Origin of the sequence: Thermoleptolyngbya sp. C42_A2020_037 (assembly GCF_015272455.1) — a bacterium.
GTDB lineage: Bacteria > Cyanobacteriota > Cyanobacteriia > Elainellales > Elainellaceae > Thermoleptolyngbya.
This window is the reverse complement of sequence record NZ_JACYLP010000045.1, coordinates 161,101-185,190: the sequence shown is the minus strand read 5'-3', so window position 1 is coordinate 185,190 and position 24,090 is coordinate 161,101. Positions and strand designations below refer to the sequence as shown.

Sequence of the window (24,090 nt, the reverse complement as noted above, 5' to 3'; positions counted from 1 at the left end):
TTCCAAGCTTCTGTAGCTTACGATACAAAATGGAAGTTTATTCGATATGATTAGAGGTGAGCCAATTTTTCAGCCTGTTTGAACGCTGAAACGGCTGCCCCCCAAGGCACAAAAAAAGATTCGCACATGCCCCTGCTGCCCAAGTTCGCCATACTTGGCTGCATCAAGCATGGTGACAGGTTTGGATGTGCCTCCTGATCGTTGATTTACCAGGAGGTTCGCAATGCGAAATCTAAAATCTGACTGCTCCAGTTTGCTTGCTTCTGATGCTTCACTTCGAGATCGCCTGCCCGTGACCGCGGGCGATCGCCATGAACTAGGCTCCATCCGCCATCCTGCCCTGCCGCGCCATCTGCATCCCAACTATCAGCACTGGCATTGGCTCAGCCGCTGAGCCTGATTCGCAAATCAGGGCCGTAAGCTGAACAATGCTAGTGGGCGATCGCCCTATTCCAGTCCTTCCAGTAGCTCCGTCGGGTCGATGCCGCGCCGCCGCAGTTGCTCCAGGAGGAGCTGGGTGCGCTGGCGCTCGGCAGCGAGTTCTGCTTCTGCCTGGGCTGCGCGTTCTTCAGGCGTGGGGTAGCGATCGCCCGCTTCAGAATACCAGTACAGCCATTCCCGCGTGATGCCTAGGTACGTGCCGCGATCGCGCCCCAGCCCCAGCCCAATTTCCGGCATCCACAGTGGATTGTCGCGCTGAAGCGTGTACACACCGTCTTGCAGGCGGTAGATTTCTAGCGGCGGTTTGCGGCGGCGGCGCGTGGAATAAACGGCGTAGTATTTCACGCCCATCTCAGCATAAAAGGCTTTTTTGCTGCTGTATTCGCCCCGATACTTGCGCGAGACAACCTCCAGCACCAGCACTGGAACGATGTTCTGCTCCTCCCACAGCACATAGCTAAGGCGCAATTCTTCGTCTACAATCCGCTCTACGCCCAGGCTCAAAAAGCCGTCGGGGACGATGGCTGGCTCCTCTGGGTCGTAGTAGATGCCCATGTCTACGCCAAAAAACCAGTCCTGCCGATCGGCCCAGATCTGGGCCAGGATTGCTTTCAACAAACCGGGCATCAGGTCTTGGAGTTCGTTATCCACGGGCGTTTCGTCGGAGTCGGGCAGTTCTTCGGACGAGGGCAGGCAGAGGCGCGGATCGTAGAACTTAAGCATGGTAGCTGGAGTGAGAGCAACAGCGCGAGGGGCTTGAGAGTCGGTGACTTGATTCTAGCGGCTGAGAAACGGTCGCTCAATGATAGAATGCTTCTCAAGCTAGGGGTGCCTGCCTTGTCTGAATCAAGACATGAATCAAGACAGAGCGGGCTGAGATTACACCCTTGGAACCTGAGACTGGGTTATGCCAGCGGAGGGAAGCGAGGTTTGCATCGACGACATCCGAAGGGTTGGCAGAATTAGGTGAGTGAAATGGGTGGGGGCGATCGCCCTCTACCCTACCCCAAGCTGCCCTCCAATCCATTCACGTCACCGTTCGCGATCGCGTCTTCAACGTCAGTCTATCCGATTCGCACAAGCATCCGAGTTGCATTCACGAGGGCTTGCGTAAATCCTGGCAAAAACCTGCAAGGACAGACTAGATTCAGCGACACTCGCTTGCAACAAGCTGCGACAATCCCCAAGACCAAACCAGCCTCTAGCGACTTTACCGAACAATTCCCAGAGGAGGGTTTGAGCATGTCGGTTCAATCTGTGGCGCTGCTGGTGACGCTGGCAACGGCGGGCGGGTTTGCCCTGCTGGGGCTGGTGCGGGCCAGCCAGCAGACAATGAATTTGGAAGATTACATGGTCAGCCGCAATCGGTTTGGCCCCTGGATGTCCTTTGCCACCGTCGTTGCGTCGGCGCTGGGTGTGTGGATTTTGTTTAGCCCGCCCCAGGTGGGAGCCAGCAGCGGCATTGCGGGCATTGTGGGCTACTGTCTGGGGTCGGCGGCTCCCTTGGCGCTGTTCACCCAAATTGGCCCGCGCCTGCGCCAGATTTTGCCGCAGGGACATTCGCTCAACGAGTTTGTGCTGTATCGCTTCGGCAATGCGATGTATCTGCTGGCGCTGGGCGTAATTGTGTTTTATATGTTCATCTACCTGGCGGCAGAACTGACGGCGATCGCCAAAGCGGTGCAAATCCTGGCAGATGTGCCCCTCGGTTGGACGGCGCTGGTGGTCATCGCCGCAACGTTCGTCTACACCACCTACGGCGGCTTGGGCGCGACCATCTTCACCGACGCGATCCAGTTTGCGGTGATGGTGCCGCTGCTGCTAGTCAGCTTTCTCGTAGCGCTGGCGGCAATGGGCGGATGGGAAGCGGCGCTGCAACCCTTGCGGCTGAATGCGCCCCAGTTACTCTCGCTGGGCAATGTGGACGGCATCAAGTTTGGCGCAACCCTGGTGCTGGCAATTGTTGCTGCTGAGGTGTTTAACCAGGCAAACTGGCAGCGGGTCTACGCCAGCCGCACCGACAAGACCGTACAGCAGGCGTTTTTGGGGTCTGCGGTGATTACGCTGCCGCTGCTGATGGTAGCGGGGGCGCTGGGGCTGCTGGCGGCCAGCTTGGGCTTCACGGACGATCGCGCCTTCTTCTCCCTATTGCAGCAGTTGTCCCTGCCGCTAGGGTTCACGGTACTGGTGCTGGTGTTGGCGTTGGCGCTGGTCATGAGTACGCTGTCTTCGCTGCTGAATGGCATTGCCAGCGTGTTTACCATTGACCTGATCCGCCTGTTTCCGCAAATGCGAACCAGCGGACTGCTGCGGGCCTCGCGGCTGCTGACGGTGGCGGTGGGGCTTCCGGCGATCGCCATCGCAGCGCGGGGCTTCGACGTGCTGTACCTGTTTCTGCTGGCGGATTTGGTCTGCGCTGGAGCCGTGTTCCCAGTGCTTTGGGGTCTCTATTCCCGTCGGCTGACGGGGCAAACCTCCTTCCTGAGCGCCCTCGCAGGCATTGGCTCAGGGGCCCTGTTCTTCCCCAAGCCTAACTTTTCGCCCTGGAACAGTCTGCCTTTCGCGGGCGATTTGCTGGTTAGCTTTGCCGTGGCGATCGCCGTTTCTGCTGGAATAGCCCTCCTTGGAAGTGCGATCGCCGACCGCCGCCAGCAATTTGACTTCGCAACCCTGGGCGATCGTAGCCGCGCCTACGCCACTCCCGCGCCCGATCAGATTAGCATCGGGAAGTAAGGGGTTGGGTAACAGAACGCAAACTCCAACCCCCAACCCCTCCTGATCCCCATCCCCCTTCCCCAACATGGACTGGAACCTGATTATTGACCTCTGCATCGGCATTGGCCTCAGCGCGGCGGCTGGCTTTCGGCTGCTGGTTCCGTTTTTGGTGCTGAGCATGGCGGCGCTATTTGGGCATTTCCCCGTCGCGCCCGATTTGCAGTGGGTGGATTCGTTCCCAGCCCTCCTGACGCTGGGCGTGGCGGTGCTGGTGGAGGTGATCGCCTACTTTGTGCCCTGGCTGGATACGCTGCTGGATTTGGTTGCCTTTCCCGCGTCGATTATTGCGGGGACACTGCTGACGGCGGCGTTTTCCAGCGGGCTAGACCCGTTTTTGCGGTGGAGTTTGGCGATTTTGGCGGGGGGCGGTGCGGCCGGCGCAATGCGGGGGCTGTCGGGGTTTTCGCGGCAGTTAACCACGATCTTCACAGGCGGACTGGCGAATTTTTTGATTACGTCGCTGGAAATCCTGATTGCGGTGGTGCTGTCGGTGCTGGCGATCGCCCTTCCGGGCGCAGCGATCGGCTTGCTCCTAGGACTGTTGGGGCTATTGGGGCGGCTATGGCTGCGAGTGCGGACAGGGCTGCTGGGACAGCCCGCGACGGAATCGCCTGCGCCTGATTCCGACATGCCGCCCCCGTCCACCTGAAGCGACTGCTAAAACACGCTGCTAAATCACCAGGATATTCGTCGCCGCTAGCGCCGCGCCAATGGGGAGTTGAGCAATCTGCACCTGGGGAGCGCTGCCGCTGCCGTCGGGGTCAAAGAACAGGTTGCCCGTGCTGCGGTCGTAAATGAAGCGATCGCCCTCTCGCACGGCCCGCGTGCCTTGGCGTAGAAGCGTTGTGGGCAATGTCCCTGCTAAATCTGCGAGATTAAACTCGGCGGCGGGAACCAGCAGCACATCTTCACCGGGTCGAAAGTCAATCAGCGTGTCCAGTCCGTCGCTGCGCGTGGTAGATAGGTCAAAGGAGTCGCGACCTGTGCCGCCAGTCAGCGTGTCACGTCCTACGCCACCCACCAGCAGGTCGTTCCCCCCATTGCCGATCAGCACGTCATTTCCGGCTTCCCCTTTGAGCGTGTCATTCCCGCCCTCGCCGCGCAGGGTGTCGCCGCCGCCACCCCCCCAGAGCAGGTTATCGGCTCCATTGCCAATGATCAGATTGCTCATCTCATTGCCGCGCCCCGTGAGGGCATCGCCGCTGAGGGTGAGGTTTTCTACAGGATCGCCCAGCACCCAACTCACTAGAGCGATGATCGTATCAGCTCCCGCCCTGAGCAGTTCGATGACCCCATCGCCGAGGCTGGCTACGACATAGGTATCGTTGCCGCGACCGCCCTCCAGCGTGTCGTTGCCGCTGCCCCCATCCATCCAGTCGTGTCCGTCGAAGCCGCGCATCCGGTCGTGGCCGCCCATGCCCCTCAGCATGTTGCTGCGGCTGTTGCCCAAAATCACGTTCCGGAGCGCGTTGCCGCTGCCCTCTAGCGCTGTGCCCTTCAGCGTCAGGTTCTCTACAGGGTCGGGCAGGGTGTAGCTGATGCTGGCTTCCACAGTGTCGATGCCGCCGTCGGCTTGCTCAATCACGCGATCGCCCGCATGATCCACCCTGTAGGTATCGTTGCCCTTGCCGCCGACTAGCTCATCGGCCCCAGGGCCCCCGTCGAGGCGATCGCCCCCATCGTGCCCCATCAGCGTATCGTCGCCCGCACCACCCATCAGCGTGTCGCTGCCTGCGCCGCCGATTAACCGATCGTTGCCGTCGGTTCCCGCTAGGTTCAGCGGGTCAGACGGGCGGGGTGGTTCTGGCGACACAGTGCCCAAGTCTGGTTCTGCCCACCAGCGGGGATTGGCGCTCATGAAGGCTTGCAGGGCGGTATATTTGGGCGCATCGGTCTGATAGAGGCTCTCCATCATGCCCCAACTGCCCCATTTGCTGGGGCGGGCAATATCGACGAAATGATTGAACAGCGTGCCGCCTGACTCTTTCCAGCCGTCGAGCAGTTGTTGATAGAGTTCACCCATTTCGGGGCGACGGTTGAGCGCAATGAAAAACTCGGTCAACTGCGCGTCGTTTTCGATACCCGACGTGCCGACGATGTGCTGCCCGCCTTCGTAGGCCACCAGTTGCAAATTGTGGCGCTTGGCCACGTCGGCATGGTACTTAAATAGGGCGATCGTGTCTTTGACGGAATCTTTGCTGTCGCCCAGCAGGCCGCCCTCGCGGAGGTGCTGAAAGGCTTTGGCAAAGCCGCCGTCGGGTTCCGAGAGCCAGGAGCGCACCGTGTTGGCATGGGTGGGGCTGCCCAGGTTGTTGCCAAAGTAGCCCGTAACGGCGTAGGCATCGACGGCTTTCCAGGCGGGTTCGTTGCCCTCGGCAACCCAGGCGGGCGTGTTTAGCGCATAGGTTTCTAGCCCTTTCCAGCCCGTTTGCGTAGCCAGCACAGCGATGACGCGATCTTGCGCTGCAAGGCGATTGCCACTGCTCTTTTCTGCAAAGGTGTCCTTCCAGATCTTGGCGGTCTGCGCCGCCCTCATGCCATACCACTGCATCCAGCCGCCCTGCACGTCTTTGCCCCAGCGGGCTTCGGCCTGCGCCTGGGCATAGTGGGCCTGCTCAAACTGCCAGTTCCACACCTCGTTGGAAAATTCCACATACACTCGCAGGTTGGGGTCGAGATGGTCGCGCACGTAGGCAGCAAAGTTGGCAATGTATTCATCCGTCGCCTGGTGCGGCATGTTGAACCAGGGCGACACCTGCATTTCATTCGCCAGGGCCACCATTGTTTCCACCGATGCGCCCTTCCAGGCCCAGCTTGCGTCGGTCGGTTTGGGGCGATCGCGCCACTCGCGCTGGGTGGAATCGTTGGTCTCCATCCAGTCCATAAACCGCAGCGTGCCAAAGTTGCGAATCCGCTCCTGAAACGTGGGGTTAAAAATCAAACCCTGCGCCACCAAGGGCAGGTCATCTTCGTGATAAACGCGGATGTTTCGCAGGTAGTCGCCTGTTTTCTGCGGGTCGGTCGCGGTGATCGAGAGCAGAATGCCCGCGTCTTTGGTGGGATCGACCTGGATTACGTCGCGGCCGGGCCGGGACAGGTTCTCTAGTTTTGCGGCGTTAAAACCGTATTCCAGCGTGCCCTGCCCGTCATACATCACCACATAGCGACCGGGGCGATAGGCTCCGGGGATGTCGCGCAGCAGCAGCGTGCTGAGCTTGGTGTAGGTCGTGCCGTTGGGGGCGGTGGGCAGGCGGGTGGGCCAGCCGTGGGCATCCAGATTTTGCACCGCCTCGCCGGTATTCCAGACCTGGCTGGTTTGCGGAATCCAGGCGCGGGCTGTTTTGAACAGATCCAGAAACGGAAGCTGGGGCGAAAAGTCGTTGATGCTGGTTAGACCGATGCCGAGCGATCGCCCTATAGATCGCCCTGTGATTGACCGCTCCTCCTCCAAACGTGCTGTTGGCATGAATGCAATCCTCCCAGACTGTCGTAAAGCTGGCTGCAAGCGGATGCGACAAGGCACTGGACTGACCGTTGTCCCTGTCTAACCGCGAACCCCTGAGAGCCAATCTCTAGTACTGACCCCCTTGCCGAAATCCGGGCAGACGACCGGAGAACTGCATAAATTCGGCAAAATACCGGAGATGAGAACCCCTGACAATACAAAGTGTGCGGTGCTGCTTTAGACAAAAACCTCCGAAAACTTTGGGAACTGGATTTTTCACCGGAAATGCTGGAGGCGATCGCCCAACTCCCTTCTAGAAAATGGTTTCAACACTCTGCGCGACACTTCAAGCAGGCTTCATACCTGTTAATCTCCGTGTCTGTAGGTTGCTAACCTCATCCGTGCTTTACCTTTTGAACCCGGTGAACCTACAGAACCGCATTACTCTTTGGCGAAGGCATCCCATTCTCTGCGTCAAACCACGCAGACGAGAGCGATCGCCCAAATGCGGATTTGCTCGATTTCTCAAAAATTTCCTGAATTATTCGCAAAATTATCCCAGCTTGATGAAGCCGAGTCTGCTGATTGCAGCGGGTCACAAAGATTACGGAGGAGCCTGATGGGGAAAATGCGATCCAAAACTGCGACTTGCAAAATCCGAATCAGGGCGCGGGCGTGGGCGAGGGAGTTCTAGTAGGCGCGGCTTCTGTGGGTGAAACGCTGGCGGCAGGAGCTTCGGGAGTGGCTGGTGAATTGGGAGGGAACGGATCGAGGGGAACGGGGCAATCATCGTGGGCGATCGCCCCATCGGGCATCGTCGTGCGGCAAAGAATCGCCCCGTCCAGCTTTGCGCCGTTCAAGCTTGCCCCCGTTAGATTTGCGTCGGTCAGGTTCGCCCCCGTCAGGTCAGAGCGCCGCAGGTTGGCCGATTGCAGGTTTGCCCGTTGCAGGGTCGCCCCTGGCAGTTGGGCCCGCCCCAGGTTGGCCCGCAGCAGACTGGCGGCCGTCAGGTTTGCCTCACTCAAGTTGGCTGCCGTCAGGTCAGTATCATTGAGTGCAGTCTGTTGCAGCCTGGCGCGGCGCATGTCGGTGCGGGTCAGGTTGGCCCGCGACAGGTTGGCATTGCGAAGCCGCGCATCCTTGAGTCGTGCATTGCCCAAGTAAGCCCGCCGCATATCGGCATTTCGCGCATCCACGCCGGTCAAGTTGGCCTCGCCCAAGTTGGCCCCAACCAAGTAGGCTCGGTTGAGCGTGGCTGCCCGCAAATTTGCCCGACTAAAGATCGCTTCCCCCAGATAGGCCGCATTGAGCCGGGTCCGCTCTAGGTCGGCATCCCCTAGATAAGCCCGCCGCAGGTCGGCTTCTTCTAGTCGCGCGTCCATCAACACGGCTCCACCCAGCGTCGCATCCGTCAGCAGCCCCTTCCGCAGATCGGCTCTGTCCAGGGCGGCTCTGGTCAGGTTGGCACTACTCAGGTTTGCCCGCTTCAAGTCAGCCCCGCGCATCAGGACATCCTGGAGGTTGGCATATTGCAGGTCTACTTCATCGAGTTCTGCATTATTCAGCCTGACGCGCTCTAGGTCGCAACTGACGCAGGCTTTCGTCCGCAAGAGCTGGTTCACTCGCCCGGCCTTTGCGGCATTGCCCATACGAACCAATCCTACGGCGGTGAGCAGCGATCCCAAAAAGACGGCGACCGTTAGCAGCGCCATGATATCTTTTCGATCCATAGCAGGAAAAAGGGAAGAAATCGGCTTTAGCACGGAACTCCAGGCCCCTAGCAATCGATCAAACACCTCCAGCCTAACCGATGAGGGATTGCCCGCTTGCGCCTCTTGCGGGAATCATTCACGCTAGAACACGAACGGGGGGCTATTCATATTACATCCCCCATCACACCACCCATTACAACACTATGGCCGACTATCACGAGCGTCGCAGGCTGATTCGCGAAAGCTTGAAAATTCAGCCCCTCAGCCACGGACAGGTCTATACCTACACGGTGGGCGTGCGATCGCAGCCAGAGATTTCTCCTGAACGCTATGCGGAGTTGCGGTGGAGCCTGGAGAATCACAAGAGTAATTTGATCCCCATTGTGGTGCGCCGCACCGATAGCCTCGGCGATGAGAAGGAATACGAAGCGATTTACGGAGCCGATTGGGTTAAGGTTGCGGAGGAGATGGGCATTGAGACGCTGTGGGCGTGGGTGTTTGACTTGAGCGATGAAGAGGTGAAGGTGACGCAAGCTGAATTCGCCATGTTGCTAGACACTTCTGCCGATAAACCTGCCTCGCCCCTTCAAGCAGCGGCTGAACCTCAAGAATCTGCTCCCATGCAGCCTAGTTCTACGCCCCAGCCAATCGGATCGGTGCCTAAAGGATTGGTGTCTGAAGGATTGGTGTCTGAAGGATTAGTGTCCGAGCTAATGCTGGAAACGTTGACGCGATCGCTCAGTTCTATGCTCGATCAAAAGCTAAATCAAACGCTGGATCAAACGCTGGATCAAACGCTGGCGCGGCTGTCGAGTTTGGTGGGCGCTGGGAATGGGGGCGGAGGGGCGATCGCCCTCCTAGAAAACAAGCTAGACCTCTTGGAAAGACGGCTCAACCACCTCACCGATGCGATTTCCAACCTCACCCACAGCGTAGAAAGCCTCAAGCAACGTCCCGCTGCCTCGCGCTCTACGGGTAGAAAGACCGTCGATCTCAGCGAACTTGCAGCTAGGCTTAAACAATTCCGCCAAGACCCCAGTTCTGTGCCCGCGGCCCAGCTAAAAGCCGACCTAAATCAAAAGCAGGTGACAAAAAATTGTCTTCTCGCCTGGGCAAACGAATTGGGAATAGGAGTCCCTAAAAGAATAACCAAAGTGCCCCTAATTGATCGCCTTTTGACTTTCTAGGATTTAGATACAGCGTTTTTGAAGCTAGTGAGGCACACGGATGGTCAATAAGCCCTTGCCTCGTGAGGGCAGCATGTGCCTCACCCCGCAAGAAAATGCTGTATCGGTTCGATATTTCGACGCTTTCCTGTCGTTTTTGTTGTTATGAGTTGGCTGACGCAAAAAACCTCAGCACGCTTCTAAAAACAGCCCCTAAGAACCCTTAGAGAACCCTTAGAGAACTCTTAGAGAACCTCTATAGAACCCTCTCCATCGGTTAACCTGAAACGTAGACACCCTGCTCATTGCTGCTCTAGAGACTCCCATGACCCTTGGCCAACCTCATGCCTATTTCACCCCGGAAGAATATCTAGAAATTGAGCGGATTAGCCCAATCAAGCATGAATACTTTCGGGGACAATTAGTTGCGATGGCAGGGGCTAGCAAGGCTCATGTGATTATTGTTGGAAATCTTTCTGCTCTTTTGGTTAATCATCTGCGGGGAACTGGATGTATTTCCTACGCGAATGACATGAAGGTGCGTTTGCCCAAATTGAATATCTTCTACTATTCAGACTTAGCCGTCACCTGTGATGAGCGAGATCGAGCGTCCAATGAGGACTTTATTTTGCATCCAAAACTCATTGTTGAGGTTTTGTCAGAGTCTACAGAAGCATTTGACCGGGGAAATAAGTTTGCCGACTATAAAACCATCCCAGAATTTGAGGAATATGTCTTGATTCATCAAAAGCAGGTATTGGTGGAACGGTTTCAGCGCCAGACAGATAGCCTTTGGATACCCAGTGTTTATCACAATGGAGATGCCGTCGAGTTTGGCAGCATTGGATTTTCTTGTGCGATCGCAGATCTTTACGAAAATATCAGTCAGTTGTTATGACCCACAGACGACTGTAGCGATTAGCCATTCAAGGGCCAATTGCTGCATAGAATGCTGCCAGGGATTTTCGCTTTTATTCGTTCATCCTTGTGAACTGGAGATAAACCAGCAGCAGCGTGACGAGCAGCAGCAGGGTCGCCGCCGCCGCCGCATAGCCAAAATCAAACTGGGCGAAGGCTTCGGTGTAGACGTAATAGACCAGTAGGTTCGTGGTATTCAGCGGGCCGCCACCTGTGATTACGTAGGGCTGCTCGAAGCTGCGGAGCGTGAAGAGGGTCGTTGTGACGATCGCGAAAACCAGGGTGGGCCGCAGTCCGGGGAGTGTAATGTGCCAAAACTGCTGCCAGTCATTGGCTCCGTCTAGCTCGGCGGCTTCGTAGCGGCTTTGGGGAATGGTTTGCAGCCCTGCTAAAAAAACGACGAGGTTAAATCCAAGCTGCTTCCAAATGCTGAACAAAATTAGCACAGGCATGGCCCAAGTGGTGCTGCCCAGCCACGGAATTGGCGCAATCCCCAGCCAGCCCAGCGCCGCATTGACGGGGCCGTCGGTCTGAAATAGCCAGCGCCAGCCCAGACCCACGGCGACTAGAGACGTAATCGAAGGGATGAAATATGCCGCTCGCAGCCAATCCCGAAACTTCACGGCTCGATTTAGCAACACAGCCAATCCAAGCGGCAAGATCAGGCTGGGCAGGACGGTTGCCACGGTGAAGTAAACCGTATTGCCCAAGACCTGCCAGAAATCGGGCGTAGCCAGCAAGCGTTCGTAGTTTCCTAAACCCACCCAATGCACGCCGCTGCGCGTGAAACTGCCCTGGGTCAGGCTGAGATAGGCGAGATAGGCAATTGGAAAAAATACAAAAACGCCTAAAAACGTCAGCGCTGGGGCGAGAAACAGCCATGCAGTGAGGGTATCCTGCGAAGGGCGATCGCCCCCACCGGGCCTTTGAAACCTTGGGGACATCAGAAGCCGTCGTGGTCTATTAAATGCTTCACAATGCCAGAGATCACCTGCTTCACAGCGGGTTCGCTGGCGGTGTAGTTGATGGCGACCGAAATGACGTAGCGTTTGCCCTTGATGTTCACGCCGACGGTCGTGCCCAGTACGCTGGAGTTTTGCCCCGTTTTTTCGCCAATCCACACGGCGGGTCGCCGAATGGCCTCATAGCCCAATTCCCAGTCGTACTGGTTTACGAGTCCTTCCAAAATCAGGTCTGCACCGGGGACTTCATTGTTATAGATGCTCACCATCATGTCGGTGAGTTCGTCCATGTTGATTTCGTTGGGCACGCCGCCGACATTATCCGTAGGACTGATAGAGTTTCCTGTAAGCTTGGTGCTGATGCGAGTGTACTGATAGCCGCGATCGCGCAGGGTTTGTTCAATGCTTTGCCAGCCTACGTAGTCAATCAGTTGATTCGTGGCGATGTTGCTGCTGTGGGTAATCATTTGCAGCAGCACTTTGCGGATGGGATATTCGGTGCCGACCCAAATCTTGGCTGCGTCTTCGGTGTAGTTGCTAGGATCGATGAAAATCGGCGTGTCGGGGTCGATCTTTTCGCGGGTCAGCTTGTCCATTGTGGCGATCGCCAGCGGCACTTTGATCAGGCTGGCGGGGCTGGCGGGTGGTTCTTTGCCCTGATAGCGGCGACACTCGCGCTCTAGCGTGCAGACTGTGACGTGAACTTGACTGCCCATGCCCGTACTGTCGGCGATCGCCTTCAGGAATCCAGAGCGGACAGTGTCGTATTCGTAGGCGACCACGCTCAAGATGCCCTCATATTCCTTCAGCTTCTTGGCAGCCTGTTCCCCCACAAACGAATCGGCGGACACTTCTCGCAGCGAATCAGTTGCCGATTTCCAGAGCGCATAGCGCTTGGCAATGGTTTCCTCGGTTTGGTCTGGCTGTTGCTTCAGTGCAACCGCCTGGTTTGCCGTGCGGATGGCTTGCTCCCAGCTTGCTTTGGCAGATTCTTCGACCCCAATGCGAATTTCGACCGCTTGCAGCGTTTCCAGCAGCGCAGTTGGGACAGAATTTGCTCTAGTGGCCACAGAGACCAGGGTCGGCGGCTGGTTCTCAATGTCTTGCTGGAGGCGATCGCGGATTTCGTATAGCTCTGCCAGCGACTTGGCTTCAGAAATGAGAGATTCCCCCTCTTCGGAGGGACGCTCCAGCACTGGTGTCAGGGCTGGATAAGAATGAACCAGGACAGATCCTGCCATTACTCCGACTGCGCTGATGGGTGCAACAAGGGCATACCACCACCAGCGATGCGCCACTGATTTCATGATTGCGACCACGGATTCACTCCTCACCACGCAAGACCAGATGCGTATCCATCAGTGAAACTTTGAAGTTCGACGAAGGAAGTTCGACGAAGTTCGACTTTGAACGAGCAACTCTGTAACTGAACTTAATTAAAGTTAAATAATAAGACCATTCTCCGTATTTAAATGGTGCAGTGTGACGCAATCTGGCAAGAAGTTGTGGCGGAAGCAGCTGCCCAGGGCATTGCGGTCAGACCACTAGACCAGTTCAAGTATATGGCTTGCGGATTAAACCGGAACGCTCCAGTAGATAGACGTTGGGGCACTGGGGAATAGAGGGCGCAAAGCCATAGGAGGTCAGGGTGGCTCGGCTTGGGTGGGGCGATCGCCAAAAAGCGTCTGGAAATCGTCTAGAGTGAGGGTTGGAGTTTTTTGCCATCTGCTCCGATTGCCGTCTACGCATCGTGTTTCCGTTTCATTTTGAGGTTCTCCAATGGCATCCATCCGTGAGTTGCACCAACAGCTCGTCCGCAAAGAGCGCTCGGCCGTCGAAATTGCCACCGAAGCCCTAGAGCGGGTTCAAGCCCTGGAACCCAAACTGCACAGCTTTATCAGCGTGACGGCCGACCGGGCGATCGCCCAGGCGCAGCAGGTGGATGCCAAAATCGCCGCCGGGGAAGCAATCGGGCCGCTGGCGGGCATTCCCATCGGCATCAAGGACAATCTGTGTACCCAGGGCATCCGCACCACCTGCGGCTCCCGCATTCTGGAAAACTTTGTGCCGCCCTACGAGTCCACCGTGACGCAGCGCTTGTTCGATGCAGGCGCGGTGATGGTGGGCAAAACGAATATGGACGAGTTTGCGATGGGCAGTTCGACGGAAACCTCTGCCTATCAGGTGACGGCGAATCCGTGGGATTTGGAGCGCGTACCGGGTGGATCTTCGGGCGGTTCTGCCGCAGCGGTGGCCGCGGGGCAGTGCGTTGTGGCGCTGGGATCAGATACGGGTGGTTCGATCCGTCAACCTGCGTCTCTCTGTGGCGTGGTGGGCATGAAGCCGACCTACGGGCTGGTGTCGCGCTATGGGCTGGTGGCCTACGCCTCGTCGCTGGATCAGATTGGTCCCTTTGCTCGCACGGTGGAAGACGCGGCAATCTTGCTGGGGGCGATCGCCGGCCATGACCCGCAGGACTCCACCAGCCTTAAGGTCGAAATCCCTGACTACGCCGCTGCCCTCAAGCCCGACTTCAAGCCGCGAGGCAAACTGCGGATTGGCGTAATTCAAGAAACCTTTGGCGAAGGGCTGGACTCTACCGTAGAAGCGGCCGTCACCAAAGCCGTTGAAACCTTGCAAGCACTCGGTGCTGAAATCCAGGTGATCAACTGTCCTAAGTTTCGCTATGGGCTGCCTACGTACTACATCATCGCCCCATCTGAAGCCTCGGCCAACCTGGCCCGCTACGACGGCGTGAAGTATGGCTTTCGCGCCGACGACCCCGAAAACCTGCTAGATATGTACGCCAAGACCCGCGCTAAGGGCTTTGGCGCAGAGGTGAAGCGGCGCATCATGATTGGCACCTACGCGCTGTCAGCGGGCTATTACGACGCCTACTACCTCAAGGCGCAAAAGGTGCGGACGCTGATCAAGCAAGACTTTGAGATTGCCTTCCAAAAAGTGGACGTGCTGGTGTGCCCAACCTCGCCGACAACGGCCTTCAAGGCGGGCGAAAAGACCGATGACCCACTCAGCATGTACCTGTCTGACCTGATGACGATTCCGGTGAACCTGGCGGGATTGCCTGCCCTCAGTCTGCCCTGCGGTTTTGACGAACAGGGCTTGCCGATTGGCTTGCAGATGATTGGCAACGTGCTGCGGGAAGATCTGCTGCTGAGCGTAGCCCACGCCTATGAGCAGGCGACGGAGTGGCACAAGAAAGCGCCTGTAGTCTAGGACTGGCGCGGGCGGGCTGTCCCATTGGCTGAGGCTGATCGGTGTTAATCCTGCTTTCGGGTCAACCCTGCCAGAGAACCCAGGTGGTGGCGATCGCCAGGGTCGCCAGCGTCAGCGGCAGCCCAAACCGCAGGTGCGTCCAAAACGACAGCGAATATCCCTGGCTGGCGGCGGCTTCGGCGGTAATCAGGTTGGCCACCGCGCCAAACAGCGTCAGATTGCCTGCCAGCGTGGAGCTAACCGCCAGCAGCAGCCAGGATTGGGTATCTCCCCGGTCAATCAGCGATTGCAGCAGCAGCACCGCAGGCACATTGGAAATCAGGTTTGACAAGAGCGTTGTGATGCTGACTAGCCCCACGGGATGGGCAATCCAGGGGAGCAGTCCCGACAGCAGGTTGAAGGATTGCAGGCTGCGCGTCAGCACGAACAGGCCCGAAAAGATCACCAGCAGGCCCCAGTCCACATCCTGCAACACGCGCTGGGGCTTGATGCGGCGCGTAATCAACAGCGCGCCCGCCGCCGCCAAAGCCGACTCGGCCAGCGGCAATCCCACCACAAAGGCAGCCAGCATTAAGCTACTCACAAGCAGCGTTTTTCGCAGCAGCGGGCCATAGGCGCGGGGGCGAAAGGTGGGCACGTAGGGGCGCGGTTTGAGCGATCGCACGTCTGGATACATCCACCCCAGCAGCCCAATTTGCAGCAGCAGCCCCATCAGGGCAATGGGGATCATCACCCGCGCAAACTCGGCGTAGGCAATGCCCGAAAAGGAACCGACCAGGATATTTTGCGGATTGCCGTTGAGCGTAGCGACGGAGCCGATGTTGGTGGCGGCTGCCAGCGCCAGCAGGTAGGGAACCGGATTAAGCGACAGGGTTTGGGCCAGGCTGACCGTGAGCGGCGTAAACACCAGGGCAATCGTGTCGTTCAGGAACACCGCCGAGAGTGCCCCGCAGCCCAGCGTCAGCGCTACCAGCAGCCCAAAGGGGCTACTTGTGAGGCGGATGAGATATAGCAGCGCCAGCTGAAAAAATCCGGCATAGCTGAGGTAGGCGTTGACAATCATCGTGCTGAGCAGAAACACAATGGTCGTTGGGTCAATGGCCTGCCAGGCCTCCTTGAGGGACAGCGTGCCCAGGGCAATGAGGGCGGCCGTTCCGGCGATCGCCATCGTGGCCCGATTCATCCGCAGCCCTGGCACCGACCCCAATGCCAGTCCCACATAGGTCAGCCCGATCACCACCGCCTGGGCAACGGGAAGCCATTGGGCGAGGGCGCGAAACGCGATGCCAAAATATAGCACTGGTTTTGATGCCCAAAGTTCAGGTGATACAATAGTAAACCCCAGGGTGACTAGCGCAACGGTAGCGCATCGGACTCTTAATCCGCTGGTTCTGGGTTCGAATCCCAGGTCACCCATCACTTTGAGAGGTTGAATTGAGAAGCTGAGTTGTGTCGGTTAGGGAGGGCAATCCCTCGCCCAATTGCTCCCCTTCGCGATCGCCAGCCTAGCGGGTCGCCACCCCGTCGGCGCGGGCAGCCCGCTGAACCGCAGCAGAGACGGCAGTCGCCACGCGCTCGTCAAACACCGATGGCACGATGTACTCCCGGTTGAGGTCGGCGGCGGTAATGAGCGAGGCGATCGCCCCTGCTGCCTCCAGGAACATGGTCGTGGTCATGGTCTTTGCGCCACAGTCCAACGCGCCGCGAAAGATGCCAGGAAACGCCAGCACATTGTTGATCTGGTTGGGATAGTCGCTGCGGCCTGTCGCCATCACCGCCACGTCATCGGTCACCAGTTCCGGCTGAATTTCAGGAATTGGATTGGCCATGGCAAACACAATCGGGTCTTTTGCCATCGACTTCACCATGTCCACCGTTACCACCCCCGGCGCACTCACGCCCATGAATACATCCGCGCCCACCATCGCATCCGCCAGGGAGCCGCTCTGGTCTACGGCAAATTCTTTCTTTTGGTCGGTCAGGTCGCTGCGGCTGTGGCTGAGGATGCCCCGCGAGTCGCAGATTACAATCTGGGTGGCTCCGGCTTTTTGCAACAGTCGGGCGATCGCCAGCCCCGCTGCGCCCGCGCCGTTAATCACAATCTGCACCGACTCCATCGATTTATTCACCAGCTTCAGCGCGTTGTAGAGCGCTGCCAGCGAGACGATTGCCGTGCCATGCTGGTCATCGTGAAAAATGGGAATATCCAGTTCCCGCTGGAGCCGCGCCTCGATTTCAAAGCAGCGAGGGGCGCTGATGTCTTCCAGGTTCACGCCGCCAAACACCGGCGCGATATTTTTCACCGTCTGCACAATTTCGTCGGTGTCTTGGGTGGCCAGGCAAATCGGGAAAGCATCAATGCCGCCAAATTCCTTAAACAGCATGGCTTTGCCCTCCATCACGGGCAGCGCTCCGGCGGGGCCAAGATTGCCCAAGCCCAGCACGGCGCTACCGTCGGTGACGATCGCCACAGTGTTGCTTTTAATCGTCAGGGAATAGACCTTGGACGGATCTTCGGCGATCGCCGTGCAGATGCGCCCCACCCCCGGCGTGTAGGCCATCGCCAGGTCGCTCTGGTTTTTCAGAGAAATCTTGCTCTGGACGCTGATCTTGCCGCCCCGATGCAGGTTAAACGTGCGATCCGACACGTTCAGCACCTTGATATGCTCCAGTCCCTTCAGCGCGGTGACGATTGCCTCGGCATGTTCCACGCTCGACGCTTCAATCGTGATGTCGCGGATGATGGTTTTCAGCGTCCGCTCGATCACCTCGATCTGGTCAATATTGCCACCCGCCTCGCCAATGGCCATGGTGACGTAGGCCAGCATTCCCGCCTGGTTGGGCAACTGCACGCGCACCATGAGGCTGAAGCTGGGATTGGGAGTGAGGCTGACCATAGGATTCTCGATTTTGGATTTTGGGTTTTGGATTTTGGGGACGCTGAATGTCTTCCCTATCCGCAGTGCAGTGATCATCTTACCGCTACGGATCGTCCCTAGCGTAAGGGAGTTGCCGGACTGCAATTGTGCCAGAGTGAACAATCGATTAGGGTTCGGGTTCTGGTGGGCAAGGCGGCCAACCGTTGGTGCTAATGGTGCTGGGGCTAATGGTGCTAAAGACTGAAACCTGAAACCCACTTCTAATAAGCTTTAACTCTTAACCTCTAATTCCTGCTTCGGGGGGGCAACTAGGGCGATCGCCCGTTGCAGCGCAGACAGGCGCGTAGGAAACACATGATTTTCGTCCATGGCGTTCAGCAAGTTGAGCCGCTGGAGGCGATCGCGCACGCTGCCCTCCACGCCTACCAAAAGCACCTCCCGCCGCTGCCGACAGGCCTCCTGCACCATCGCCTCGATCGCCAGCGCCGCCGTCACCCCCAGTCGCGGCACTTCCGTCAGATCCAGAATCAGCACGTCATACTCTTGCACCAGGGTCATTTGCTGCGAAATTGCCTTTGCCGCGCCAAAGCTCATGGGCCCGCTGAGTTGAAACAGCATGATCCGACCCTGGCCAGCTTCCAACAAGGCCTGTTCTTCTGGAGCCAGCGCTTCGTCTGTCGGGTGAATAATGGCGCGGACACGCTTGCTCTGCAAGTCACTCAGGCTTTTTACAGTCAGCAAATTGGCGAAAAACACGCCCACCGCCACCGCCGTAATCAGGTCCACAAACACGGTTAGAAACAGCACGCCATACATCAGCCCCGTTGCCTTCAGCGACAGCCGATGCGCTCGCCGCAAAAAGCTCCAGTCGATGATGTCAATCCCGACTTTGATCAAGATCCCCGCCAGCACTGCGTTGGGAATCGGCTCCGTCAGCCTGCCCAGCCCCAGCATCACCAGCAGCAGCAAAACACCGTGAATCATACCCGATAGCCGCGTTTTGCCGCCCGCCTGCACATTCACAACCGTCCGCATCGTCGCCCCGGCCCCCGGCAATCCCCAAAAAATGCCCGACAGCAAATTGCCGATGCCCTGGCCAATCAATTCCTGGTTGGAATCGTGCTGTGTCCGGGTGATGTTGTCGGCAACGAGAGAAGTCAGCAGCGAGTCGATCGATCCCAGCGTCGCCAGCATCAGCCCATAGCCCGTCATCACGCGCAGCGCCTCCCACTCAAACGCTGGCCAGTGCGGCTGTGGCAATGCTGTGGGAATGGCCCCAATCCGCGTCAGGTTTGCACCCTCGCCAAAAGCCAGCGATACGAGTGTCCCGACCACCAACGCTAGCAGCGGCGAAGGAATGATGCGATTCAGCCGACGCGGCCAGGTAAACACAATCGCCAGCGTCATCAGCCCCAGCCCCAGCGCGAACCCGTTGGGATGCGTCAGATACGTCGGCAGGTTCCGCAGAGATTCCACGACTCCACTCGACCCTTTGTAGCCAAACAATGGCCCAATCTGGAGGGAGATAATAATGACCCCGATGCCCGACATAAAGCCAGAAATGACCGTGTAGGGCATGAGCGTGATGTACGTTCCCAGACGCAGCACCCCAAACAGAATCTGGAACAGCCCCCCCAGCGCAATGACGGTAAATGAAAGCGCCAGGCCGGTTTCGGGATACCGGCCAATCAGTACCGTGAAAATCGTTGCCACTACCACCGTCATTGGCCCAGTTGGGCCAGACACCTGAGCGGGCGTGCCGCCAAACAATGCCGCGAAAATGCCGACGAAGATTGCGCCGTATAGTCCCGTCACCGCGCCCGCCCCAGACGATACGCCAAACGCCAGCGCCAGCGGCAACGCCACGATTGCTGCGGTGAGTCCGCCCCAAAAGTCATCTCGAAAATTACGAAAATGGAGGTCTGGGGGTTTCAGAACATGAGTAAACTGTTTTAGCCAGGAGTTGATCGCAGTCACAATGGCAAGCCTCCAGCATATGGCCGAGATGTTGCGGTAGGCCCTAGCCTCGCAGGATACGGCTGGAAATCTGGTTTGGGCGTTTCTTTCAAGATGTCTTTACTTCATTCACCTATTCGACATGCATCCACTGATTCGACGCAGGCACTATGGCAGACTCTCAAGACTTTAGGGATAACCGGGATCAGATTATTGTGCCGCTGGATGCACCAACGCTAGAAGAGGCGATCGCCCTCGTAGACCAGATCCCCGCAGTCCGCTTTTGGAAAGTCGGGTTAGAACTCTTCGTCAGCACGGGCGCAACCATTCTGGCAGAACTGAAGGCGCGGCAGAAGCGAATTTTTCTCGACCTCAAATTTCACGACATTCCCAACACCATGGCCGGAGCCTGTCGCGCCGCCGGACGCTATGGCGTAGACCTGCTTACCGTTCATGCCACAGCAGGCAAAGAGGCCCTCGTCGCCGCCAACGCCGCCGCCCAGGAGGGTGCCGCTGCTGCGGGCAGCCCGCCCCCCAAGGTCATCGCCGTAACGGTGCTGACCAGCATTTTGCCCCGCACCCTCGCCTTCGAGCTAAAAGTTCCTCTAGAACTGCCCGACTTTGCCCTCCAGATGGCGCTGCTGGCGCAAGACAGCGGGCTATCCGGCGTGGTCTGCTCGCCCCAGGAGGCTGCCCACCTGCGCCAGGTCTGTGGCGATCGCTTCCTGCTGGTCTGCCCCGGCGTGCGTCCTACCTGGGCCAGCGCCAACGACCAGCGCCGCGTCATGACTCCTGCCGAAGCGCTCCGGGCGGGCGCAAACTATCTAGTGATCGGTCGCCCAATCACCGCTGCCCCCGACCCAGCAGAGGCATTTGCGCGGATGTGTGAGGAAGCGGCAGGCTGACAAAGCCGCTTGCCCCAGTTCTCCTGAGTGGCGCTTAAGTAGCGCTATTGACCAGCAATCCAAAATCTAAAATCCAAAACCCAAAATCGGTACTATGCTATCCCTGTCACTTTCTAACCCTCTCCCCCTCATGCCTGCCGAGCGCGGCAAATGCCAAACACCGACGTATAGCCATGCAAAAACGTCGTGCTGCCAACGGGGCCAATTTCGCCATTGCAGAAGAAGCCGCTGACGGGCGCGTGGGCGATGTAGCGCCGGAACAGGGCGGAGTCGAAATTGGGTTTGCCATACAGCCCTTCGCCGCGCCCCAGGCAAGAAAACATCAGCGCTCCGGCGGCAGAGGCTTGTCCCGATTGGGCCTGATAGCGGCGCAGCAAGGTTTCCAGGTCTGTCGCCGAGGCATCGGCATCGCGCAGGTGAAACTGGATGCGCTGGCCTGGCCGGACGCGATCGCCAATGGCCACTGCCCCAGCGCGGGGATCAACCCCCAGCAAATTGCGAATCAGAAAATCGCCCTGCTCGAGCTGCTGCTTGAACTCACTCTGGGCAATGCCGACAAACAGCGAATGCTGGGCCAGCTCCCGGTCTTCTTCGCTAAGGTCTTGCAGTAGCTCTTGCAGCGCCTCTAATGGCGTGCGGTCGGGGGTGGAACCCGGTTGAGCGGTTTCTGGTGCGATCTTGATCATGATGTTGCGATCGCCCTCCACTACGCGAAACGGCTGACCAATGGGGCGACAGCCCTGCGCCACAATGGTTTCCATCACCAGGTTGCCACTCAGCGCCACGCCCACCACGCCGTCTCGGTAGAGCTTGCCGTTGCAAAACAGGTTGCCGTGGCCCATCCCGCTGCCGTCCGTCAGCCCACCCACTTTGATTGCGCCCGGATAGGCATAGTCCAACCCTTGCAGCAGGTCGTTGATGCTAGAAAAGACAGGCTCCGCCATCAGGATGAAATTAGGCTGCTCCGCCGGGTCAACGCCGACCAACTCAGCCCAGGCATCGGGAGGGCTGTCCAAATCAGGCAGATCCTCCGCAGACAGGTGAAAGGCGTGGAGCTTTACCCCTGGCAGACGAGCGAGGGTGAGGCTGAGGGCGGTTTCGCCTTCGATTTCCTGAATGCGGTTGGGGCTTTCCATCCCCACAATGCCACCACCTCCGCAGCCCACCAGCACAGGCAAATCCAGCGCCTCGCTGAGCAGGGGCAGCAGGCGGGGATATTCGCTGGCAAAGGTGGAGGAGATAAAAACCAGCCCCAAGTCGGCAGGGGACTCGAGCTGCGCCTGCGATCGCTCTACGACCTCTCGCACCGCCGCTTCTAAAGACGGGCGCGTGGATAATGCATTGACCCATCGCATCGTGTCAGCCACGGGCAGTTCTCCCTCGTATCAGTGACAACCAGCTACTCATAGAAAAATGGTAGTGCCGAATGGGACACTCGGGATATCTCGACCCACGGGAAAGGGCGATCGCTTGCTAGCATAGAGACGACAACAAAAACCTGATTGATTCCCGCTTTAGGTAGACAGACCCCTTGCCTTAAGACCTTAAGACATTCCCGCCATTCTCTTGACGGCTCCCGTCCTCAGGGTACTCTAAGAAAAAGGATACCGGCCTGCTACCGAGAGGTTCCTCGCACGATCTGTCTGGAAGCTTTCTACCGAGATGCCTGTTCTGAACGCTGCTGTTCAGATATATCTCAGATGAGATGTCTCTCAGATTAGATGTTTCCTATTCTCCCTAGTAGAGCTTGAAGCTCGAACCTTAGAATCAAATTTGCAACTTTAGAGCCACTGAAATCTATGAGCGATATCCAAGCCAAAATTCAACAAGAGCGCCAAGAAGCTCGCGAAGTCTGTGAACTCAAGGGTGACGGATCTGCCGAGTGCGCTGCCGCCTGGGATGCTGTGGAGGAACTTCAGGCAGAAGCCGCCCACCAGCGCGACAAGGAAATAGAGAAGACTTCGCTGGAGCAATACTGCGACGACAACCCAGAAGCCGCAGAGTGCCGCGTCTACGACAACTAAAGCGATTGGCAGCCCTTTGGGGCAAGTGACAAGTTACTGCGGGCGAGAGTGGCTGCGGGCTAGCTCGTTCTCAGCAGCGACTTCCAGCAGTTAGTTTAGGTGATGGGCAGTGAGAGGAGAGCGATCGCCCGCTCGATTCTCCCTGCCCATTGCTGTTTCTGCCCTCTGCCTTTTGCCCCATCTGGCATTAGCATGAAGAAAACTCGGTTCTACCACTCGGTTTTTTCAAACGCTGTGCTGTGATGGTTGCGCTGCTTATTTTAATGATTGGACTCACGCCTTCGCTAGTATCGCTATGGATTATGCGCCAGGCCGATGCCCAAGCTCAGGAGCGACTGCGCCATGTGCTAGAGGCGATCGCCCATCGAGGACTCCCCTCCCTCCAGCCCACGCCAGACCTGCGCTACATCGAAGGCATTGGGCTGCTGATTGGAGATTTTACCTGTCGCTACAACGCGCGATCGCGATACCTCCGCTGCGCCATCAACCCATCGGGCCCCTGCGAAGGCTGCCGACAATACGACCCGGTGATTCCCGATGAATCGGTGATGCTCGATTCCTGAGCAACGCGCACAATTTCCTAAGGCGAATTGCTCTATAGTGCAGAGGTCAAACGTAAGGTTCAGGCAGGCAGCAGGCGGTCGAGCAACTTTGAGTAACGCAGAGCAAAATCTGGAGCCGCCAATGACCGATTTGGCGGCAAGTTCGGCAGCCGGTTCGACGGATCTAGAATGGCAGGCAGCGACAGATTCTCCGGTAGGACGGGCCGATCCTACAGACTGGCAGGCGGCCGCAGCGCTGGGATTGGCGCTGTTCGGCATTTCCATTGGCTCCATCTTTTTTGTGGCGGCGGGGCGCGAGATGAGTCCCAATGCGATCGCCCTCAATCGCTTAGCCATTGCGGCGATCGTCTTTGCTGCGCTAAACGGCATTCAGGCATTGCGCCAGCCCGATTTGATTCCGGAGCTTCGTAAGACCAATCCACCAAAAGTTTCGGACTGGCTGCTGCTGCTGGCAGCGGGCGTTTGCTTTGCGCTGTCGCTGGTGCTGCTGGCCTGGTCGTTTACCCAGACGAGCGTTGCCAAAGCCTCGCTGTTTACCCACATGATGCCGCTGTTCACCACGCTGGGCGCGTGGCTGGTGCTGGGGCGGCAGTTTAGCAGGCGATTTTTGATCGGCATGATGGTGGCGGTGGTCGGGGCGATCGCCATTGGCATCGACGACTTTGGCGGCGGCGACAACAGCCTGTGGGGGGATGCAGCGGCCCTAGGCGTGGCGCTGCTGTTTGCCACCGAAATTTTGATTATGGAACAGTTGCGATCGCGCTTTGCAGTGTCCCTGCTGGCGATGATTGAATGCGCGATCGGCAGTCTGCTGCTGCTGCCCACCGTCCTGCTGCAAGGTGAATCGCCCCTGCCCCCCAGCGGAACGAGCGCAGCGGCCGTCGTGGGGCTGGCGCTAGTAACGCAGATGGGCGGCCACGGGCTGATTACCTACAGCCTCAAGCGGTTTTCGGCGGGTGTGGTGTCGGTGGTGCTGCTGGCGGTGCCGATAATCTCCGCAGGGCTGGCGCTGGTGGCATTTTCGCAGACCATTAGCCTGATGGATGCGATCGCCTTTGCGGTCGTGCTGACAGGCATTTATCTGTCAATTACTAAGTAAGATCGCGG

At 58.0% G+C, this 24,090-nt stretch carries 19 protein-coding genes, 1 tRNA gene and 1 riboswitch; of the genes, 11 read left to right on the top strand and 9 right to left on the bottom strand.

The features are described from left to right. Window positions 1-223 precede the first annotated feature (223 nt). Window positions 224-394, top strand: coding sequence for a hypothetical protein (locus tag IGS16_RS14785; RefSeq protein WP_297086678.1), 171 nt, complete (start codon window positions 224-226; stop codon window positions 392-394). A gap of 53 nt (window positions 395-447) precedes the next feature. Here the strand turns inward: IGS16_RS14785 and IGS16_RS14780 are convergent, their stop codons facing one another. Further along, complete coding sequence (locus IGS16_RS14780) at window positions 448-1,164, bottom strand: Uma2 family endonuclease (RefSeq protein ID WP_068514703.1); 717 nt, start codon at window positions 1,162-1,164, stop codon at window positions 448-450. A 91-nt stretch (window positions 1,165-1,255) separates the two neighbouring features. Further along, a riboswitch (TPP riboswitch) is annotated at window positions 1,256-1,380 on the top strand. 303 nt (window positions 1,381-1,683) lie between these two features. On the opposite strand from IGS16_RS14780, the gene IGS16_RS14775 reads away from it, so the two are divergent. Both IGS16_RS14775 and IGS16_RS14770 read left to right on the top strand, forming a co-directional pair. Beyond that, window positions 1,684-3,174, top strand: coding sequence for a Na+/proline symporter (locus tag IGS16_RS14775; protein ID WP_297086675.1), 1,491 nt, complete (start codon window positions 1,684-1,686; stop codon window positions 3,172-3,174). A 67-nt stretch (window positions 3,175-3,241) separates the two neighbouring features. Beyond that, window positions 3,242-3,865, top strand: a complete 624-nt coding sequence (locus IGS16_RS14770; protein ID WP_297086674.1) for a DUF4126 domain-containing protein — start codon at window positions 3,242-3,244, stop codon at window positions 3,863-3,865. Between the two features lie 21 nt (window positions 3,866-3,886). On the opposite strand, the gene IGS16_RS14765 is transcribed toward IGS16_RS14770, so the two are convergent. Continuing rightward, window positions 3,887-6,682: a calcium-binding protein gene (locus IGS16_RS14765; RefSeq protein WP_297086672.1), complete on the bottom strand. Its 2,796-nt coding sequence runs from the start codon at window positions 6,680-6,682 to the stop codon at window positions 3,887-3,889. A gap of 641 nt (window positions 6,683-7,323) precedes the next feature. After that, on the bottom strand, window positions 7,324-8,391 hold the full coding sequence (locus IGS16_RS14760) for a pentapeptide repeat-containing protein (RefSeq protein ID WP_297086670.1): 1,068 nt from the start codon (window positions 8,389-8,391) through the stop codon (window positions 7,324-7,326). Between the two features lie 185 nt (window positions 8,392-8,576). Here IGS16_RS14760 and IGS16_RS14755 point away from each other — a divergent pair, with 185 nt between their 5' ends. After that, complete coding sequence (locus tag IGS16_RS14755; RefSeq protein ID WP_297086668.1) at window positions 8,577-9,560, top strand: hypothetical protein; 984 nt, start codon at window positions 8,577-8,579, stop codon at window positions 9,558-9,560. 304 nt (window positions 9,561-9,864) lie between these two features. Continuing rightward, window positions 9,865-10,437: a Uma2 family endonuclease gene (locus IGS16_RS14750; protein ID WP_297086665.1), complete on the top strand. Its 573-nt coding sequence runs from the start codon at window positions 9,865-9,867 to the stop codon at window positions 10,435-10,437. Between the two features lie 73 nt (window positions 10,438-10,510). Here IGS16_RS14750 and IGS16_RS14745 read toward each other — a convergent pair whose 3' ends face one another. Together IGS16_RS14745 and IGS16_RS14740 are read right to left on the bottom strand one after the other, a co-directional pair. After that, window positions 10,511-11,401 carry a carbohydrate ABC transporter permease gene (locus IGS16_RS14745; RefSeq protein WP_297086663.1) on the bottom strand — a complete coding sequence of 297 codons (891 nt, stop codon included), beginning with the start codon at window positions 11,399-11,401 and terminating at the stop codon, window positions 10,511-10,513. Continuing rightward, window positions 11,401-12,660 carry a serine hydrolase gene (locus tag IGS16_RS14740; protein ID WP_297086661.1) on the bottom strand — a complete coding sequence of 420 codons (1,260 nt, stop codon included), beginning with the start codon at window positions 12,658-12,660 and terminating at the stop codon, window positions 11,401-11,403. The genes IGS16_RS14745 and IGS16_RS14740 overlap by 1 nt, the downstream gene beginning before the upstream one ends. 538 nt (window positions 12,661-13,198) lie before the next feature. Here IGS16_RS14740 and gatA point away from each other — a divergent pair. After that, complete coding sequence (gene gatA, locus IGS16_RS14735) at window positions 13,199-14,656, top strand: Asp-tRNA(Asn)/Glu-tRNA(Gln) amidotransferase subunit GatA (protein ID WP_297086660.1); 1,458 nt, start codon at window positions 13,199-13,201, stop codon at window positions 14,654-14,656. A 61-nt stretch (window positions 14,657-14,717) separates the two neighbouring features. On the opposite strand, the gene IGS16_RS14730 is transcribed toward gatA, so the two are convergent. Beyond that, window positions 14,718-15,941: an anion transporter gene (locus IGS16_RS14730; protein ID WP_367185800.1), complete on the bottom strand. Its 1,224-nt coding sequence runs from the start codon at window positions 15,939-15,941 to the stop codon at window positions 14,718-14,720. A 59-nt stretch (window positions 15,942-16,000) separates the two neighbouring features. Between IGS16_RS14730 and IGS16_RS14725 the strand changes: the two genes are divergently transcribed. Continuing rightward, window positions 16,001-16,072: transfer RNA gene (locus IGS16_RS14725), tRNA-Lys, on the top strand. Window positions 16,073-16,161: 89 nt separating this feature from the next. On the opposite strand, the gene IGS16_RS14720 is transcribed toward IGS16_RS14725, so the two are convergent. Both IGS16_RS14720 and IGS16_RS14715 read right to left on the bottom strand, forming a co-directional pair. After that, entirely contained in the window at window positions 16,162-17,553 is a 1,392-nt protein-coding gene (locus tag IGS16_RS14720; RefSeq protein ID WP_297086656.1) for a malic enzyme-like NAD(P)-binding protein, read from the bottom strand. Window positions 17,554-17,805: 252 nt separating this feature from the next. Beyond that, a complete protein-coding gene (locus IGS16_RS14715; protein WP_367185799.1) occupies window positions 17,806-19,503 on the bottom strand; it encodes a SulP family inorganic anion transporter in 1,698 nt (565 codons plus the stop codon). 158 nt (window positions 19,504-19,661) lie between these two features. Between IGS16_RS14715 and pyrF the strand changes: the two genes are divergently transcribed. Further along, on the top strand, window positions 19,662-20,396 hold the full coding sequence (gene pyrF / locus IGS16_RS14710; RefSeq protein ID WP_297086652.1) for an orotidine-5'-phosphate decarboxylase: 735 nt from the start codon (window positions 19,662-19,664) through the stop codon (window positions 20,394-20,396). A gap of 128 nt (window positions 20,397-20,524) precedes the next feature. Here the strand turns inward: pyrF and IGS16_RS14705 are convergent, their stop codons facing one another. Next, window positions 20,525-21,751 (bottom strand): FIST C-terminal domain-containing protein, encoded by a 1,227-nt coding sequence (locus IGS16_RS14705; RefSeq protein ID WP_297086901.1) that lies wholly within the window; start codon window positions 21,749-21,751, stop codon window positions 20,525-20,527. Between the two features lie 444 nt (window positions 21,752-22,195). On the opposite strand from IGS16_RS14705, the gene IGS16_RS14700 reads away from it, so the two are divergent. The 3 genes from IGS16_RS14700 to IGS16_RS14690 all read left to right on the top strand — a co-directional run bounded on the left by IGS16_RS14700 (window position 22,196) and on the right by IGS16_RS14690 (window position 24,082). Next, window positions 22,196-22,420, top strand: coding sequence for a Calvin cycle protein CP12 (locus tag IGS16_RS14700; protein ID WP_068514662.1), 225 nt, complete (start codon window positions 22,196-22,198; stop codon window positions 22,418-22,420). A 242-nt stretch (window positions 22,421-22,662) separates the two neighbouring features. Next, window positions 22,663-22,983: a DUF6464 family protein gene (locus IGS16_RS14695; protein WP_068514656.1), complete on the top strand. Its 321-nt coding sequence runs from the start codon at window positions 22,663-22,665 to the stop codon at window positions 22,981-22,983. 88 nt (window positions 22,984-23,071) lie between these two features. Beyond that, entirely contained in the window at window positions 23,072-24,082 is a 1,011-nt protein-coding gene (locus IGS16_RS14690) for a DMT family transporter (RefSeq protein WP_297086650.1), read from the top strand. The last annotated feature ends 8 nt before the right edge of the window (window positions 24,083-24,090 follow it).